The sequence below is a fragment of the Halalkalibacter flavus genome, assembly GCF_036663575.1.
GTDB lineage: Bacteria > Bacillota > Bacilli > Bacillales > Bacillaceae_D > Halalkalibacter > Halalkalibacter flavus.
This window is the reverse complement of the sequence record NZ_JAWRVK010000001.1, coordinates 39,938-58,250: the sequence shown is the minus strand read 5'-3', so window position 1 is coordinate 58,250 and position 18,313 is coordinate 39,938. Positions and strand designations below refer to the sequence as shown.

The following is an 18,313-nucleotide window of genomic DNA, read 5'->3' as shown; positions in this document are numbered from 1 at the left end:
TCCCTTAGGTGCCAAATTTACTCTTTAGGATTTGCTCTTGGTGAAAATATGCTTTCTTAAATAACTTACCTTTTTTTAGTCTACAATTACATCGATTATACAAATACATACTAACATTAACCCAAACATGGTGCCAAAGTAGTTTCATTATATAATCCCCCTTTGTTATCACTTAATCGACGAATGGGGTATTCGGTAACTGGCTGGCATTAAACAATATCTTTTGTTCGTAGCCCCTATAGCTTTGCGTCACCGTCTTTCAACGGTTTTGCCTTTTCGTACGATTATGTGACTTGTACAAAATATATTACCAGATTATGATAACGCTTTCAAATGTTTTGTGTCGGGGTAAGAGGGACAGGTCCCTTGACCCAAAAGAATTGATGGGGGATGCCAACGGTAGGCTACGAGGAGTTTGGGAGTTTCCCTTAAAGTGTAGCAAGTGGGATTGGACTTCGAAGCGTGAGAACAGCGTCCTGATATATGCTTCAACAGAAGAAGCTGAGTGTGTTATGTCCACTCAGCTTCTTTTTCTTTTACTAAAGGTTGTATGAAATCAAAACGTAAATCGGATTTTCTAATCGCAGACAAGGTTCCTGCCATTAACTATAAGTAATGACTTTTGGTAATAACTCAGAGTGTTTTAACAGAGATTCTAGGTACGTTTTTCGACCAATTCCCTGCTTTGTCCCCAGCTTCAATTCTGAATTGATAAGTTTGGGATGGCAAGAGGTCTCTAATGGCAAGAGAGGTTTTACTCCCAGAAACGGTAGTAAGTAAAGTATCACCTTGATAAATTCGGTAATGAGAAACAGCCGCATTATCCGTAGCCGGAGTCCAAGAAAGAGTCATGCTAGTTTGCTTTATGTTAGAAGCAGTGAGTTGACTGTCCTCAGGCCACTTAGGGCTAGAAGTATCTGTTGTATTAACAGAAAATCTTAGGCTCGTTGAAGACCAATTTCCTGCTTTATCTCCAGCTTCGACTCGGAAGCGGTAAGATTGAAAAGGAGCCAGGTCTTTGACTGTAAATGAATGTTTATTTCCTGAAACGGTAGTGAGTAATTCATCTCCCAAGTAAATCCGATAATGAGAAACAGCCGCATTATCCGTAGCAGGAGTCCAGTTTAGGGTCAAGCTTGTTTGTTTAATGTTAGGAGCTGTAAGCTGACTGCCTTCAGGCCACTTAGGTTTAGTAGTATCTGTAGTTTTAACAGAAAGTCTTAGGCTCGTTGAAGACCAATTTCCTGCTTTATCCCCAGCTTCGACTCGGAAGCGGTAAGATTGAAAAGGAGCCAGGTCTTTGACTGTAAATGAATGTTTACTTCCAGAAACGGTGGTGAGTAATTCGTCTCCTAGATAAATTCGATAATGGGATACAGCCGCATTATCAGTAGCTGGAGTCCAGTTCAGGGTCAAGCTTGTTTGTTTAATGTTAGAAGCTGTAAGCTGACTGCCTTCAGGCCACCTAGGTCTAGTAGTATCAGTAGTTTTGGCAGAAAGTCTTAGGCTCTTTGAAGACCAATTATCTGCATTATCTCCTGCTTCAATCCGAAAGCGGTACGTTTGGTAAGGAGATAAATTTTTTACTTGAAATCTATTTTGCTGGCCAGACACTATAGCAAGTAAGGTGTCATCTTTGTATAGTCGATAATGAGTAACAGCTACATTGTCGGTAGCTGGTGCCCATTCTAGAGTAAGACTCGTTTGCCCGATATTTGTGGCAGTAAGGTGACTCTCTTTTGGCCAATTTGGTGGCTTTAGATCAACGAAAGGAGTCAATTCATGTGGTTTACTTAATATAGGACTGTAATTAATATAATCAGCAGATGCTAGATCAGTTCTTTTGTCATAGATCATAGATTCGATGACCTTTGGATCTTTTGTATTCCAATAATTATTGGCAGCGGTCATCTTACTGTCGCTATAACCACTTGGTAGCCTAAGAGCAATCCGGTCAGTAGATAGAAAGCTATTGTACTCTACGATCGTTTCTGAATTGGAATAACTAGCCCAGTTCGTTACGGCGTATTGTTCGTAAGGTGAATTTTGTTGATAGAATACATTATTTCTAATAAACACTTTTACATCATTACTTGTACCTACACTAATTCCACCGGCATTCATAAAGATATTACGTTCTATGAATACATCTCTGATTGGGTACCATAAATAAAGGTATGATGTGTTTGTAAGTTTATTGTCTCTTAGAGTTAAAGATCCGTAGACTGCATGTCCAGTAGGAGGATAAATACTACCGCCAGAAACTTCAGAGAACTCTATATGAATAAGATAAGGAGTATCCTCTGTATTACTTCCTGGTACCACATTCACATCGTTTAAGGTAATCATTGATGAACTTGTGCCAATTGCCTCTAACGTTCCAAATGTTCGAATAGAATGGTTATTCCCTTCCACTACAACACCGGGTTCTATCACTAACGTACTTCCGTAACTAATTTGGACATCCTTTGTAAGTCGGTACGGTGATTGATCTTTCGTCCATACGGCATCGGAATGAATAATGCCCCCTACTTCTGTGTGTTGTTTTTCTGCATAAGTGGTATTTAATGAAATGACTTGAAGCAAAAGAATGGATAAAAAGATAAAGCCAATTCTCCCAAACACTTGTCTCATAAGTATTCCTCCAGCTATTCAATTTTTGAAAAACATGTTTTTATTTGAAGTTTATACCAGTCTATTTACCTTTGTCATTAACTATTTGGCATTGTCGAACGAAACTTTGTTAACGGTCTAAAAGTCACAATTGGACAAAGGAATAACTGATAAAAAGCCCTAAGCAACCAGTTCTGACTTTTTACTTAGGTCTTTTCTTATAATCTTTATTAAGATATTTTAAGAAGGGTGTACTCAAAAATTTGAAAAGAATCTAGCAAAAGTTAAGAGTTTTCATAGGAAATGGTATATAATTGGCAGTGGTAAACGTTGTCAGATAATGAAAAGGTTAGTCTTATAGATGGTCAACTAGGACTTTTTTTATACAGAAAATAAGTAATGCTAGGAGTTGGAGTTGTGGGACAGGTAAGGAAACTATCGGTTACGTTGTTAGTGTTGAGCGCCATATGGCTGTTCATTGGAAATGGAGCGGCGGCAAGTCAGAGTCATTCGATTGCTTTTGATGAAAAGAAAGAGATCGTTCTGAACGAAGATCTGGAAGTGAAGGTATCGAATTCACAGGAAACGTCGACCGTTACGATTGAAAATCAAACGGAGACACTATATGAAAATAGCATTGAGTTTGGCTTTATTGAGAGAGTTACAGAATTTACATATGAGGATAACGATTATCTAGTACTAGAGTATCGTTATCACGGTTCAGGACAGTATTTAGAGTTTCAAATAATAACGCTTGAGGCGGATGTAGACAAATTAGAGGTTGTTTATGATTCAGATAGTTATCAACAAGGGAAACTTATGGTCGAAGGAGAGGAGCTTCTCTTAACATATCCATTATATAAAGAAGGAGAAAGCTTAGATACCCCATCTGCTTTTCAAGAAAAAAGCTATTCTATGAAGGAAAACGGAGTAGTTGTGGAAGAGCGTGAAATCAAAGCGGAAGAGATTAGTAGAATCCGCGCTTCCACTCAAGGGCAATATGAAAATCCTCCTTATCATGAAATCGGTCAGCTCTTAACGGAAAAAGCACTTGAGAATGGGATTCCGCCAGAAATCCTTAAGGCGATTGCGTTAATGGAGTCTGGCTGGGTTCACTTTAAAGATGGCGGGCCTAATGTGAGCTTCGATAATGGAATCGGGCTAATGCAAGTAACAGATTTGCGATTTGATCAAGAAAAGCTTAAATATGATATTGAGTACAATATTGAAGCTGCCATTGATATTTTGCTTGAAAAATGGGACTGGGCAGGAACAATTATTCCAACCATAGGCGATCAAGATATGGACGTACTTGAAAGCTGGTACTTTGCTATTCTAGCTTATAATGGAATGGTTCAAGTAAATAGTCCGATTAAAATGGCTGATGGGTCAAGAAATGCGGCGGCCTATCAAGAAAAGGTTTATCAGCTCATCAGTGAATCAAATAATTATTTAAATATATCGAAGTTGCCTTTTACTACATCTGATTTTGAGTATCAGGAAGGTACGAGCAGATTACTTTTTACCAAAATGCATTATGATCTAAATGAACCTACTATTACTAGACATAAGTTTCAAGTAAATGAAAAAGTAGCTGTAAGTGAAAATGCAAGGGTCCGTTCAACCCCAACAACGGAAATACAGAATATGGTGGAAATTGTAAAAAGGAACCAAGTTGCTACGATTCTTGAGGGATATGTGTATGATGAATCTCATAAACATACGACGAACTCTTATTCTTTAAGGCAGAAGCATTACGTATGGTATAAGGTCGAGCTTGAAAATGGAACGACGGGGTATATCGCATCTGGTCTCCTTTCTCCTATTGAGGTAGAGGATCTAGGAAGTCCTGTTGCCAAGCTTGCTTTGGAAATGGAAGGAGAAAATACGAACAACTTTATTACATCCGAATTTGTTCAGCATGTGTTTAAAGAAGCAGAAGGAATTGAGCTTCCGAGATTAGCAACTGAACAATATGAGCTTGGAGATGATGTAGCTAAGAACGACTTACAAGCAGGAGATGTCGTGTTCTTTCAGGGGACGCGTTTAGTTTCAGGTATTTATCTTGAAGATGGGAACTTCCTGATTGTGTTAAGCACGGGAATTGAAATGCGTAATATAGAGTCAGAGTATTATTCAACCCGCTTTGTTGGTGCAAAGCGTTATACGAAAGAGAACACAACGGTGCCTGAAGAAGATACAAGAAGACCAGTAGTACAATTAGCAGCAGGAATGCTAGGGCAAAGTACGAACTTTATCACATCAGAGTTTGTTCAGCATGTGTTTAAAGAAGCAGAGGAAATCGAGCTTCCGAGATTAGCGGTGGATCAGTATGCCTTAGGACAAGAGGTAGCGAAAAGTGATTTGCGGGCGGGAGATGTTGTCTTTTTCCAAGGAACACGTTTATCGTCAGGAATCTACCTTGGGGATGGAGATTTTCTCATTAATTTAAGTAGTGGTGTCGAGGTACGTGATCTTAACGCAGAGTATTATGCGACTCGTTATGAGGGTGCGAAGCGTTATACGAAAGAGAACACAACGGAGCCTAAAGAAGATACAAGAAGACCGGCAGTAAAATTAGCTGAAGGAATGGTTGGGAACAGTACGAACTTTATCACATCGGAGTTTGTGCAGCACGTTTATAAAGAAGCAGAGGGAATAGAGCTTCCGAGGTTAGCAGTGGATCAATATGCATTAGGACAAGAGGTAGCAAAAGGTGATTTGCAAGCTGGAGATGTTGTGTTTTTCCAAGGGACGCGCTTATCATCAGGAATCTACCTAGGAGATGGGGATTTTCTCATTAATTTAAGTAGTGGTGTCGAGGTACGTAATCTTAACTCAGAGTATTATGCTACGCGCTACGAAGGTGCAAAGCGTTATACGAAAGAGAATACAGCGGAGCCAGAGGAAGATGAAGGAAGACCAGCAGTAGTGTTAGCTGCAGGAATGATAGGGAAAAGTACGAACTTTATCACATCAGAATTTGTGCAATACGTGTATAAAGAAGCAGAGGGAATCGAGCTTCCGAGATTAGCAGGAGACCAATATGTGCTAGGCCAAGAAGTAGCAAAGAGCCAGTTACAAGCCGGAGATGTCGTGTTTTTCCAAGGGACGCGCTTGTCGTCAGGTATCTATCTAGGAGATGGGGAATTCCTTATTAATTTAAGTGCTGGTGTAGAGATACGTAATCTTAATGCAGAGTATTATGCAAGTCGATATGAAGGGGCAAAGCGATATTAAGTGCTTAACCCTACCTGAAGATCGACGAATTCCTTAGAGTTTATAAAGAGCTAGAGCCTATTGGCTTTAGCTCTTTTACTTTCTGTGGGATAAGAATGTGAAAGTAAGGCACCTCGACCACTAACTATGAGTTTTCATACTATTTCATAATTAACATAGCAATATACCAAATTCTTTCATTTTCTTACTTCTCTCTTAATGAGGGGGGTGTGATATAATAATGCCTTGTTGATATACTTTTTAAAATTTCTCTATATCTAGGCTTTACAACTTAATAAAGAGGCGGTGTTTCCTGTTGTGTTAAAAGATGTTCTAATTGATAAAACTACAATTACGACTTATATAAAAGAACAACAGTGGGATAAAGTAATAGATAATTTAAAACCTGGGATTGAATCTCATAACGAACCTTTGGATATAGATCCATACGTTTGGCTTGGGCTTGCTTATCGTAAGAAAGATGAATTGGATCAAGCACAGGCTGTATTGGAAAATGGAAGAGAGAAATTCCCAGAAGATAGCAGAATTTATTTTCAGTTGGCTGAACTAGCCATGTCGAAAAAGGATTGGAGTAAGGCAGTTTTCATGTGGGAAGAGGCAATGAATCTCACAAAAAATAAATCTGCCCGTTTGTATATCAGGTTAGGGGCTGCGTATCAATATTTGGGCCAGTTCAGCGAAAGTGAAAAGATTTTGGAAGAAGGGCTTTTGCTATACCCAGATAATAGAGATTTATTAATAAGTCTTGCTAAGGTATCAGAGGCGAAATTTGACTGGTTACAGGCGAAAGAGAGATGGGATAACGTATATCAAGGACAGGTTGGGGAGACCGACTTTGAAGTAGAGCTAGCCCTCTCTATCGTAAATCAGATTATTGGTGATTCTAAACAATCACAAAAGCATTTGCAAACTTGCCTAGAAAATCATTCTAAGGAGCTTGCAAAGAACTACAAGAGCGGGTATAAAAAAGTGGTCTTGTTCAACAATAACGAAACTCGTATAGAGTTTTATAAAAAGTTAAGCATTTGTGAAGATGTAGTAATCACGTTTGATTCTAGGCATATGCATTGGGCAGAACAGCCATTTGGCTATAGATTCTTAACTAAATATGATGTAGATATTATAGCCGTTAGAAAGAGAAATGCTAATTTAGTCCATCAGGATTTAACGATTGAAGAATTTGAGAATGTGGTTAAGGTGATTGTTGGTAACTATAAAAAAAGAATTGCATATGGATTCAGTTTAGGGGCGTATTCGGTATTGTATTATTGCTTAAATCTGCAATGCGAAATGCTTTCATTATCCCCTAGAAATAGGTTTCATCCAATTTTCGGAACAGATAATAAAAAGGGAACTATTGAGTTTCATCATAATCTTTTTTACTCTTATAATGAGAAATTATCGCCGATAATTGTGTACGACCCAAAAAACAATTACGATAAAAGGTATATAGAAACGGAACTTAAGGTGAAGTTTCCGAATGCGAGGCTGTTGAAAACTCCTTATTCTGGCCACGAAACAGCAAATTATTTACTTGAAGTTGGTGCACTAAAAGATTTGGTTACAAAAGTGTTAACTGGTCAAGAAGTATCGCTCAATTATGATAGGGATAAACGAAAGTTTTCTTTTCATTATTTAATGACTATTACGGAAATTTGTTTGGAACGTAACAAAAATAAATGGGCCTTAAAAATTAGTCAAGAAGCTGAAGGCATAGCTCCAAAAGCAACTAAAGGAGACAAGTTATCTCCAAAAGCTGCTAAGGTTAGAAGAATGAGGATTCAAGCACTTTGGAGATTAGGTGAGACTCAACAAGCGCATACACTAGCAGAGGATACATTGAAAAATGTTCCCAAGAAGAAACAAATTGAGGTTTATTTATTACTAATTGATCTTCATATGATGGACAAGAATCTACTCGAAGCTAATGAAATTGTTAAGAGTATTTCGCATTTGTACGAGGACTCCAATCGATTTTTGGATAAGAAAAAACAGATTGCAGATCTGTTACTAATGTCATCATATGCAGACTAAACTTATTACTCAAAGTTAGATTTTTTATGAGCTTTGCCCGTGTGTTTCAACAACACGCGGGCTTGTTGGTGTTTCACTTCTTTTTACTAATGACTAAGGATCACTGAATTTAGTCATATAAACTAGAAGTTGTCTTTACTGTAATGTATCATTAATTAAAAGCATAAACTTAAAAATGATCGGGTATAGTTCGACGACAAGCTGCTTTCCAACTTTATTTAACCTTATAAATAGAGATTTTTAAGTACTCATAATGATAAAAAGGGTGGGATACAATGAAATATCTATTAGGGATCACGAATAAATTTATTGATTTTGATCAAGAGCCAAAAGAGTGGATTAATAGTTGGAAAGAAGTTAATAGAGATAACTTAATTGATGGATTCGAAATATATATGAATATGAAAGATGAGAAAGAAAACGAGTATTATCTTGCGTTAGTAGAAGAACTAATAAAAGAAGATTGGATTGTTCAAGTACATGCACCTGATATTGATAAATGTTTAAATGATAGAATGATTACCTATCTAGTAAAACTAGCAAGTAGTTTAAACAACCCTTTAAAAGTGAATGTACATCCAGTCTCCTCAACTATTTCAATGGAACACAACAAAAAGTTGACCATTGAAGCAGCCAATCAACTAGAGGCTGCTATTAAGGGCAAAAATATATGTTTTGTTGTCGAAAATCTAAACAAAGTCCAAAATCCATTTCGGTTGTATAAAGATGACTTTCAGGAAATATTTCATAAGAATACTAAAATAGGATTTTGCTGGGATGTTGGACATGAGGTAGATGATGAAATATGTACATACTCCTTACCTGAGATTTTCGAGGAAAACCTTCAAAGCATTCATCTTCACGATGTTAACGAACTTTCTGACCACCAACCATTCTATTATGATAATACAAATTTAGGTAAGCTTACGGATTACTTAGAAAGTATAAACTATAAACGAGAAATCGTTTTTGAAATAGCATATGATTACCTAGAAGGAAATTCTTTGAGGAAAAAACAAATTGAATATCTGAGACAAGTTGAGAAGTTTCAGGGACATAGGGGACAGGTTCCTCGACCCACTTACTGATTATGGATTAGTGTAAAAATTAACTTTCAACAAACATTTTAAAAGGTGGATAACCCTCTATCTATACAGAGGGTTATCCACCTTTTCGGAATATACAAATAGAGTAAGACTATGTGTAGCGGTTCAACTGAACAGCAAGTAAATAATTTCAATAAAACATGAAAAATTTTCAGTGTGGCAGTCTTGTAAAGAGAGGAATACTTGGATTCTCTATAAGTTTAAGAAGCACAAGAGCTGTCCCGTTGATCGCCCCTCCTCCTTACTCCCCTCCCTTAAATGGATCATTTTGAAGGGATTTCTCAAAAAGTTGACGAATACTAATAATTACCTCTCTTCTATTTATATTCATATAATATTATGTCTCCATTCTGTTACATTCCTTACTTACTACTTACTAATAAAGGAGGGGAGATTGATGGGCTCGCTAGATACTAGTTTTATGCAAGAAGATATTCACGAAATCGCTGAATATATCAGCACTGTACTTAAAAAATCCGTAATTATCGAGAATGAAAAGTTCGAACTGATTGCATATGGTTCTCCAGCTGATTTTCATTTTGATTCGACACAGCAAACAACTATTCTATCAAAGAAATGTCCTCTGTTTATAATAGAACACTTGAAGAAGGAAGGAATTATTCAGCAGTTGGAATGGAAAAGGGAACCAATCCGAGTTGCCCAAATGGAAGAGATAGGATTGGATCAGCGTATTGTCATTAGCGTAAAACATAATGAACGAACAGTTGGCTACATATGGGTTCTTGAAGCGACTGCTCAGCTTACAGAATGGGAGCTTCAATTTTTAAAGGATATTTCATTGCGTGTCGGCAAACTGATGTATCAGCATAATGTGAAGAGTCATAAAAGTAAGAAGGATCATCGTCTGATTTGGAAGTTAATGAATAATGAGTATGTGAACGAACAACAGGTTTATCGTGAAGCAAGGCTTGCTTCCCTTTGGCTACCTGAGCGTTTTGTCGTAATGGTCGTTTCGTCAGTGGATTCTACTCATCTAACATTATTAGAAGAAACAGTAAGAAATCTAGAAAAGGTGAAAGCAGCTTCTTACATTGATGGCACGAAACTAGTTGTTGCCATTGGCGGTGTTCGTGAACAAGAAGATACTGCTTTAGTACAAGCAAGAAGCGTAACCGAAGAGCTAAAGAGCAAAAATAAAGCATGTTTTATTGGAATAGGAAATGAATATTGTAAACTCGGCAATATAAGAAAAAGCTATTTACAAGCACTTGAAGTAATAGAAATAGGTACTTTTGTAGGTCAAAACGCAAAGGTTCCTTTTGAATATGCAAAGTTAGGCATGTACCGATACTTGCCCTTGCTATTTGAAAAAAATACCTCTGAACAATTTATTAACTATGATCTTTTGGCCCTCCTTCAAAAGGATGAAGAGACCAAAAGCCGACTGCTCGAAACACTTGAAGTATTTTTAGAGAATCATTGCAAAGTAAAGAAGACGGCCTCCCAACTTTTTATTCATCCTAATACACTAAACTACCGCATCAAACAGATTCAGGAACTGACTCAAATTAATTTTGAGGATTTTAATATGAATAGCCATCTCTACTCGGAGCTCTTATTACTAAATCATATTGCTGCTTATTATCAAAGGTATCAAGAAGCCCTCCTGGAGGATACCGTGACAAAAAGCTCATAGCTCGTTCTAAACTGTTTTTGCAGTCGAGGTTGTTGTTCGTGAACAACAAAAACGTTGAGGGATTATTGTTTGCTCTATACATTGTAAGCATTTTAATTGGTAGTTATAATTTTCATAATAGATAAAAAATTTAGGTAAATAGGCTGTGTAGGAGAGTGGCAGAGAAAAAAATAGGAAAAAGAAAGGAGGAATAATAAGCTTACTCTCAAATAGGTTAAAACCAAGATTATACCATTACGAATCGGAAGTGAGTGATAACTGTGAATTTCGATATCTTTTTTGCCTTAATAGGGTTACCTGCTTTCATCCTTATAACGGCCGTTGCTTGCTATATCCATACAGGGATAAAAGAGCAAATTTCCTCTATCAAGAATGAGCTGGAAGACCTTTCAGATTTAAGAAACGAATTGAAAAAAAATAGAAAGTCATCTTAATATAGAAAAGAGGAACTTTTCAAATGACCGTTGAACCTATCTCGTTTTCGATTTTAATTCTTTATTTAATTGGCCTTCTTTTCATTGGATTAATCAGTCAAAGAAAAAGCTCTGGCGGAGTAACAGATTTCTTTCTTGCTGGCAGGAATTTAAACAAATGGACTGTTGCATTGTCAGCTGTCAGCTCAGGACGGAGCGCATGGTTAGTCCTCGGGGTAACTGGGACAGCCTACGCAACTGGTTTGAACGCCGTCTGGTCTGTGGCAGGATATATTACAGTAGAAGTGTTTATGTTTTTCTATGTCGCAAAGCGCTTCAGAACGTATAGTGAAAAAACAGGAAGTATTACAATACCCGATATTTTAGAATCTCGTTTTAACGATAAAAAGCATGTATTACGAATCGTGAGTGCTGCCATTATTATTTTCTTTATGATCGCCTATGTTGGCAGTCAGCTTGTCGCAGGGGGCGGGGCTTTTGCTACGAGTATGGGGGTACAACCCTCAACAGGCATGTGGTTAACAGCTATCATTTTATTAGCGTATACGATGTTGGGTGGGTTTCACGCAGTTAGTAAAACGGATGTCATCCAAGCAGGATTTATGTTTGCTTCACTCGTGCTTCTGCCTACGGTTGCTGTGATTGGGCTAGGTGGATTTGGACCGATCTTAGAAGCGATGCATACAGAAGGCGGCGGCTTCATTAGTCCGTTTGCATTTGCCTTTGGTGCTGTGATCGGTTTATTAGGTATTGGATTTGGAAGCCCTGGTAATCCTCATATTCTCGTAAGGTACATGTCTCTGAAGAATGTTAAAGAAATGAGGCAAGCGGCTCTCATTAGTTCAATATGGAATGTCCTTATGGGCTGGGGAGCTATTATGATTGGGCTAGCAGGTCGGGCTTATTTCCCGGATATCAGTATGCTGCCAAACGAAAACCGCGAGCAGGTTTTCCTTACTCTAGGTTCTGAAATTTTACACCCTGTATTCTTTGGTTTCTTATTGGTGGCCGTCCTTGCTGCGATTATGTCTAGTGCTGACAGTCAATTGCTAGTTGGTTCAAGTGCATTTATACGTGATATCTTCCAAAAAATTATTGGAAAAGATAAAGAAATTCCGCAAAAGCAACTGGTCTTCTTTAGTCGAATTACAACCGTTGTGTTCATGGGACTTTCCTTGCTCCTTGCCTTTACGGCCCAAGAATTTGTCTTCTGGATGGTATTATTTGCATTTGGTGGATTAGGAGCTTGTTTCGGTCCTGCGCTTCTTCTCTCCTTTTACTGGAAAGGTGTGAGCAAACAAGGAGTTCTATGGGGAATGATTACAGGATTAATCACTGTTATCCTTGTCAAACAGCAGCCTCAATGGACATATGCCTTTTTGCCTGACGTCAAAGAATTATTGAACACGTATTTCTTTGGCATTACGTATGAAGCCGTTCCGGGATTTATTGTTGCTACACTGGTGACTGTTGGAATAAGCCTCGTGACTAAGAAGCCGGAAAATGCAGCGGAGGTAGTTAAGAATTTGGATGAGAGTGCTTAGCGAAGCAGGAACATGGGGACAGGTACGTTGTCTCTTTGGGTGGATAACTTCCTCTTATATAAAGGGTTATCCACCTTTTTTGTGTTATACACAACGGTCTGCGGAATTTATCGATTTTTAAGATAGATATCCATAGTAAAGTCTTTGTGGGACGAGGAACCTGATCCTCTGACCCGTGCCCCTCTGTCCTAGTCTCTAAAATTAACAAAAACTCTCCTACAATAGTGGGGCTGAACCTTTTAAATTATATAAAATGCTAAAAGATTGTTTGAACAGCTTGTTCTGAAGCGATTAAATAGGTACTATGATTCAAATTACATCTATCATGATTAATCAGGGAGGGTTTGGACCAATCTTTTCATAAATGGTTAAATGAGAGGGGGGAGGTCCAATTGGGAGATAAATCAATCATAAAGGAAGCGTATTGGCTTAGATCAATCTCTTGCTTAGCAGTTGTTTTGACACATGCTGTTAACACGACATTAGCCAATTATGATCATTCGATTTCTCAATTTGATGAATATGTCTTAATTTTTATAAGGTTTATGGCGTTTTTTGGAACACCGACTTTTGTCTTTCTTTCTGAAATGCTACTTGCTCATGCCTATCCAAATGGAGTTCCTGAAAACTTTTTTCGGAAACGTGTGAAATATTTATTAGTACCATTTGCTTTTATGGCCGTGGTATTTGCAGCAATTGAAAGTAAGTCCCACTCCGAATTTCTCAAGCAAGTTGTCTTAAATGTATTTTTAGGAGGGTACACGGGCTACTTTATCTTAATTATCTTTCAATTTTACTTGTTACACGTACTCTTTCATAAATACTTAAAACAGTGGTCTCCTGCTAGAGTATTAAGCATAGCTTTTATCATAAATGCTAGCTATCTAATCTTCTTTAATTTTACAGAACCAGTTCAAACACCTGTAGGGGAGTATGTGTGGCAAAGAGGGTATTGGCTATTTTGTGTTGGATGGCTTTTTTACTTTGTTTTAGGCTATTATTGTGGGAAAAATTATGAGGCTTTTAAGAGAAAACTTCAAGAACATAAAACGGTGTTAACGATCACTCCTTTACTAGCACTCTGTTTAATTGTTTTCTTGGTAAGAAGCGACATATTACCAGAGGTTTCATCGAAAAGAGTAGACTATATTTTTTATACGGTGAGTGTTATATTGTTCATCATTACCTGGACTTCCAAACTAAAGAAGACACCAAAGACGATCTTGCTAATAAGTAAATATTCTTTTACGATTTACTTAATTCATAAAGTATTTCTTTATTATTTACCAACCATTGCTTTTCTTAGTCCACTAGGCTATTTTTTATTTTCTGCTGTTTTTTGTACGATTGGATCAATAGCAGTATCAAAAATGTTTTCCTATGTTCCGGTTAGTAAGTATTTGATAGGAAATCTCCTGACGATCCCAAAAGAGGGGAGGGTCAAGGGGACAGGTCCCTCGACCCACTACCAAAAAGGTGGATAACCCTTTATTTATACAGAGGGTTATCCACCTTTTTTGGGATATACACAGGGTTAAAGATGAGATTCTTGGTATTAATGTGAAATATCCACAGGACGAGGGATTTGTTCCTCAGTCCCGCTTTTTGTATTTTATATGTAAAAGCTTCTGTTGATGATGATATGCCTTCTTAAATAGCTTTCCTCTCTTAACTTGATTTTTTTCACTATAAGAGTTATACAAGAAAAGGTATATCTTTATCAAGATTTCATGCCAAATCGCCTTCATGCTTTGCTCTCTTGTATATTTCTTTGTTTTTCTCTTTGCTGTTCATACCACTTAACAATTTTCCGCTCTTTCGCTGTTAAATACCCATAACAGACTCTTCGTGAGTTCTTTCGCATATTTTTCTTATTCATGTCTACCTCCAAAGATGCGTAACCGTACGGAGGGCGTTTCGGCAACTGGCTAGCATGGTTAAGAGTTAACGTTAGCCCCTATAGTTTTGCGTCATCACCTTTCAGTGATTTTGCCCTTTCGTACGATTTAATTTATATGCTCTCTTTATTTATGGCATAATTATGAACGTTTTTAAATAGGATGTTTTTACTGAAAAGTTACGTTAGTTTTTTCTTAAGCAGCTTCCAGTAGTTGGTGATAGTCTTACACATAAAAAGCTATTGATTCTTACAATAAGTAAAAAAACAATACAGTACGATGTCTTGAGCATTTGATTTTTAAGAGAATGGTAAGAAATATTCACTGTGAGTTCCTTAAAATTTTTGAATACAATGATAGAATGCAATTTATTTTTGTGTTTAATGGATTTAATATGGTGAAAGAAGAACCGAAAAAGAAATTGGGACGCACTATAGTTTACAAAGTAGCATATATTGGTAATGATTAAATATTTTTTGTTTTTTTATATTGTTAAATTGGGCTAAGTAGGTAGATTCTAGTTAAAGATATGTTCCGAACTTTACTGGAATTCTTTCGAAATTTGTCGAAGGGTTAGTAGTAACTTTAGGAGATTAACATGTTAAAATATGTAGGTGTGATAGGAAAATGGTAATGGATTTTTGGGCTTAAATTGGAGGTTTTCGATAGGGGGGAGAAAAAAATGATAACGAAAGAAGCAGAAACATTAACACAACAACGCTTATTGGAAATATTAGAGAAAGCATATAGGCGAGGGGGTGAGGAAGCTGATACGAAGAAGCTAGTAGAAGAGATTGCTGCATCGTTAAAGCCTTATGTAAAGCCAAGTAAGTAGAATGGAGACCTAAGCAACCAACCTTGTAAGCAAGATTTGTTGCTTAGGTCTTTTGTGCAGTCCGGGGGCAGAGGGGAGAGTGAAAATGGGTCGAGGATCAGTCCCTCTGTTCTATATACATTTTTTACCTTAAAATGAAACTAATTCAATTGAAACTCGTATATAGTAGAAGAGTAGTTCAATAGATAAGGTGAAAATTTGAAAGTTGGAGTGATGCTTGATGATGGGTACGATTTGGCTATTTTTAACCACAATTTTCCTTTTTGTGTTATTGGTTTTGGCTGGGATTGTTTTTTTTATTTTTAAGAAGCGTTATAGAACGGCTAGTTCAAACCAAGCATTGATTATCACTGGACCGAAGCTTGGGAATCCGGAAGAAGATACACGGATCTTCTATGATGAAAATGGAAGAAGCTTGAAAATTATTCGTGGTGGTGGGATTCGTTTGAAGATGTTTCAAACGTGTACTCCTGTTGACTTGAATTCATTTCAAATCAAACTTACAACCCCTAAAGTTTATACATCTCAAGGGGTTCCGGTTGTAGCGGATGCTGTAACATCAGTGAAAATTGCCGATTCGTTAATCGGAATTGCTAACTATGCTGAACAGTTTTTAGGGAAGAAAGATAAAGAAATTGAAGAAGAGGTTTCAAAAGTACTTGGGACAAATCTACGTGCAATTTTATCGAAGATGACGGTCGAGGAGATCAATAATGACCGTGAATCGTTCAATCATCAAGTACAAGATATTGCCCAACAAGAATTAGACAATATGGGCTTTAAGATTACCTCGTTTGGTTTAGATGATCTTCGCGATGCGGATGAGGATAATGGCTATTTGGAAAATTTAGGACGTCCGCGTATTGCCGAAATTCGTAAAAAGGCTGAAATGGCGGAGTCGGATGCTGAAAAAGAAACAAGAATGTATAAAGCAAGAAACGATCAAGAAGCACAGGATGAGGAAAACAAACGACTAAGTGCGATTGCAGAGTCAAGAAAAGAAAAAGATATTAAAGCAGCTCAAATTAAAGAAGAAACTGAACGCGCACGTGCAAAGTCCGAGCAAGCCTATGAGCTCGAAAAAGCAAGACTTGCTCAACAAGTAAAAGAAGAAGAAATGAAAATTCAATACATCGAACGCCAAAGACAGGTAGAACTCGAGTTAGAAGAACAGAAACGACGTAAGGCGTTGGCTGATGCAGACGCGTACGACATTAGAGCAAGATCTGAAGCCGAGGCTGAAAAAGCAAGGATTGACGGGGAAACAAAGGCTACAATTGAAAAGCAAAAAGGTCTTGCCGAGGCTGAAGTTATTCGCGAACGAGGCCGTGCCGAGGCAGAGGCGAAAGAACTTATGGCAAAAGCCATGGAGAAATACGGAGAAGCCGCGATTCTGGAAATGTTTATCGAGATGCTTCCTAAATACGCTCGTGAAGTCGCACAGCCACTTTCTCAAATTGAAGAGATGAAGGTGATTGACCTCGGTGGATCAGATTCAAACGGCGGTGCCTCTAAAATAACAGGCAATGTCACAAAAACAATGATCGGCTTGCAGGAAAGCTTAAAAGAAAGCACAGGAATGGATTTAAAAGCGATGCTCGAAAGCTTTGTATCTAGAGGCCAAGCAGATCATTTTAAGACGTTTGCTTCAGAGGCTGCAGCTGGGGAAGAGAAAGAGGAATCAGGACCTTTGGTAAATGCTGAGGATGAGTTCACTCCTGGTGATAGTGAGTCAGATGGGAATGCGCCGCGAGATTTGTGACCCTTTCAGCATGTGTTTGGCTTGCAAATGAGTAAGTTTGGATTGAATAATGGGTGTTTTCGGCAACAAATTGAGAGTTTGGACAGAATATCATTGAAGTTGGACAGAATGCTTGGTTAGATGAGGACACGGGGCCAGAAGGACAGGTTATTATTTACAGTGGTTAGTCACTATTATCTTTCCTGACGACAGACCTGTCCCTTAGTCCATAATAAAAGACGCCCATGCTAAACCCTAGCATAGGCGTCCCTTTACCTTTATTCATTCAACTCCAAATGTTCCTTCAACACTTCAGAAAGATCCTGTACTTTCTCTTCATCAGGTAAATAATAGTACACTTTATCCATCTCTCCGTCTTCACCCGCGATTTCATGTTCTTCTATCGAATTAAGCGCATCTCGGTAATTGGATTGAATCGACCAGACTTCTCCTAGACTGAGGTTGGTTCGAATGTTGTCTTCAACGACACTCAATATCTCTTCAATTCTCGTAATGGAGGAGAAACTCTTTCCTTTATCGACCAATTCTTTAATGATTTGGCGCTGGCGCTCTTGACGCCCGAAGTCTCCGCGTGGATCATCTAGACGCATACGCGCAAATTTCCAAGCATCTTCTCCATTCAATTGAAGGGTCCCTTCCTCAAAGTCCTTTCCTTCAAATCTAAAATCAAACCCATTTTCTACTTCCACACCGCCAACGGCATCGACCATCCCTTTGAACCCGTTCATATCCATCCTTACAAAGTAATCGACTGGGACATCAAGGAAGTTTTCTACCGTGCGTATGGTCATTTCGGTTCCACCGAATGCATAAGAGTGATTTATTTTATCCTTTTTGTTGTATCCGACAAGATCGGTATATGTATCACGAGGAATACTTACCATCTGGGTGGAATTCTTCTCTGGATTTATGGTCACATATACGAGGGTATCGGAACGATGATAGAAATCACCCGCTTCTTTTTCAGGTTCATCAATTCCCATTAATAACAGAGAAAATGGGTCCCCTTCGTCAAAGTTAATGGACGCGAGACGTTTTTCTGCTTCTTGTCGTTCAATATTTTCTTGGATATTCATAAATGTAGATGTTACTAGATTCCAAGCATAGCTTCCTGCAGCTACCATCAAGACACCGAACACGGTCATCATGATGAGTAGTATTTTTTTCCATTTTATTTTCTTTTTCATAAG

12 protein-coding genes and 2 riboswitches are annotated in these 18,313 nt (G+C 37.9%); of the genes, 8 read left to right on the top strand and 4 right to left on the bottom strand.

The window, feature by feature from the left end:
- Positions 1-191: 191 nt before the first annotated feature.
- Positions 192-283, bottom strand: a riboswitch (cyclic di-GMP riboswitch).
- Between the two features lie 350 nt (positions 284-633).
- On the bottom strand, positions 634-2,634 hold the full coding sequence (locus SAY88_RS00230) for a fibronectin type III domain-containing protein (RefSeq protein ID WP_332628450.1): 2,001 nt from the start codon (positions 2,632-2,634) through the stop codon (positions 634-636).
- A 396-nt stretch (positions 2,635-3,030) separates the two neighbouring features.
- On the opposite strand from SAY88_RS00230, the gene SAY88_RS00225 reads away from it, so the two are divergent.
- The 6 genes from SAY88_RS00225 to SAY88_RS00200 all read left to right on the top strand — a co-directional run bounded on the left by SAY88_RS00225 (position 3,031) and on the right by SAY88_RS00200 (position 14,112).
- Entirely contained in the window at positions 3,031-5,853 is a 2,823-nt protein-coding gene (locus SAY88_RS00225) for an NlpC/P60 family protein (RefSeq protein ID WP_332628449.1), read from the top strand.
- 297 nt (positions 5,854-6,150) lie between these two features.
- Positions 6,151-7,887, top strand: coding sequence for a tetratricopeptide repeat protein (locus tag SAY88_RS00220; RefSeq protein WP_332628448.1), 1,737 nt, complete (start codon positions 6,151-6,153; stop codon positions 7,885-7,887).
- 275 nt (positions 7,888-8,162) lie between these two features.
- Positions 8,163-8,975, top strand: a complete 813-nt coding sequence (locus tag SAY88_RS00215) for a TIM barrel protein (RefSeq protein ID WP_332628447.1) — start codon at positions 8,163-8,165, stop codon at positions 8,973-8,975.
- Between the two features lie 415 nt (positions 8,976-9,390).
- Positions 9,391-10,650: a PucR family transcriptional regulator gene (locus SAY88_RS00210; RefSeq protein ID WP_332628446.1), complete on the top strand. Its 1,260-nt coding sequence runs from the start codon at positions 9,391-9,393 to the stop codon at positions 10,648-10,650.
- A gap of 457 nt (positions 10,651-11,107) precedes the next feature.
- Positions 11,108-12,628, top strand: a complete 1,521-nt coding sequence (locus tag SAY88_RS00205; RefSeq protein ID WP_332628445.1) for a sodium/proline symporter — start codon at positions 11,108-11,110, stop codon at positions 12,626-12,628.
- A 392-nt stretch (positions 12,629-13,020) separates the two neighbouring features.
- A complete protein-coding gene (locus SAY88_RS00200; RefSeq protein WP_332628444.1) occupies positions 13,021-14,112 on the top strand; it encodes an acyltransferase family protein in 1,092 nt (363 codons plus the stop codon).
- A 260-nt stretch (positions 14,113-14,372) separates the two neighbouring features.
- Here the strand turns inward: SAY88_RS00200 and SAY88_RS00195 are convergent, their stop codons facing one another.
- Both SAY88_RS00195 and SAY88_RS25890 read right to left on the bottom strand, forming a co-directional pair.
- Positions 14,373-14,507, bottom strand: a complete 135-nt coding sequence (locus SAY88_RS00195) for a hypothetical protein (RefSeq protein ID WP_332628443.1) — start codon at positions 14,505-14,507, stop codon at positions 14,373-14,375.
- 37 nt (positions 14,508-14,544) lie between these two features.
- Positions 14,545-14,632: riboswitch (cyclic di-GMP riboswitch) on the bottom strand.
- Positions 14,633-14,710: 78 nt separating this feature from the next.
- Positions 14,711-14,980, bottom strand: coding sequence for a competence protein ComK (locus SAY88_RS25890; protein ID WP_431308823.1), 270 nt, complete (start codon positions 14,978-14,980; stop codon positions 14,711-14,713).
- 228 nt (positions 14,981-15,208) lie between these two features.
- Here SAY88_RS25890 and SAY88_RS00190 point away from each other — a divergent pair, with 228 nt between their 5' ends.
- Both SAY88_RS00190 and SAY88_RS00185 read left to right on the top strand, forming a co-directional pair.
- Positions 15,209-15,361 carry a YwzD family small protein gene (locus SAY88_RS00190; RefSeq protein WP_332628442.1) on the top strand — a complete coding sequence of 51 codons (153 nt, stop codon included), beginning with the start codon at positions 15,209-15,211 and terminating at the stop codon, positions 15,359-15,361.
- Between the two features lie 223 nt (positions 15,362-15,584).
- Positions 15,585-17,123, top strand: a complete 1,539-nt coding sequence (locus tag SAY88_RS00185; protein WP_332628648.1) for a flotillin family protein — start codon at positions 15,585-15,587, stop codon at positions 17,121-17,123.
- Positions 17,124-17,380: 257 nt separating this feature from the next.
- Here the strand turns inward: SAY88_RS00185 and SAY88_RS00180 are convergent, their stop codons facing one another.
- A complete protein-coding gene (locus SAY88_RS00180) occupies positions 17,381-18,310 on the bottom strand; it encodes an LCP family glycopolymer transferase (RefSeq protein WP_332628441.1) in 930 nt (309 codons plus the stop codon).
- Positions 18,311-18,313: the final 3 nt, after the last annotated feature.

Bases quoted from the DNA above. Each gene is read 5' to 3' on its own strand.
- SAY88_RS00230 (WP_332628450.1), bottom strand. From the start codon at position 2,634: ATGAGACAAGTGTTTGGGAGAATTGGCTTTATCTTTTTATCCATTCTT.
- SAY88_RS00215 (WP_332628447.1), top strand. From the start codon at position 8,163: ATGAAATATCTATTAGGGATCACGAATAAATTTATTGATTTTGATCAA.
- SAY88_RS00210 (WP_332628446.1), top strand. From the start codon at position 9,391: ATGGGCTCGCTAGATACTAGTTTTATGCAAGAAGATATTCACGAAATC.
- SAY88_RS00205 (WP_332628445.1), top strand. From the start codon at position 11,108: ATGACCGTTGAACCTATCTCGTTTTCGATTTTAATTCTTTATTTAATT.
- SAY88_RS00195 (WP_332628443.1), bottom strand. From the start codon at position 14,507: ATGAATAAGAAAAATATGCGAAAGAACTCACGAAGAGTCTGTTATGGG.
- SAY88_RS00190 (WP_332628442.1), top strand. From the start codon at position 15,209: ATGATAACGAAAGAAGCAGAAACATTAACACAACAACGCTTATTGGAA.
- SAY88_RS00185 (WP_332628648.1), top strand. From the start codon at position 15,585: ATGGGTACGATTTGGCTATTTTTAACCACAATTTTCCTTTTTGTGTTA.
- SAY88_RS00180 (WP_332628441.1), bottom strand. From the start codon at position 18,310: ATGAAAAAGAAAATAAAATGGAAAAAAATACTACTCATCATGATGACC.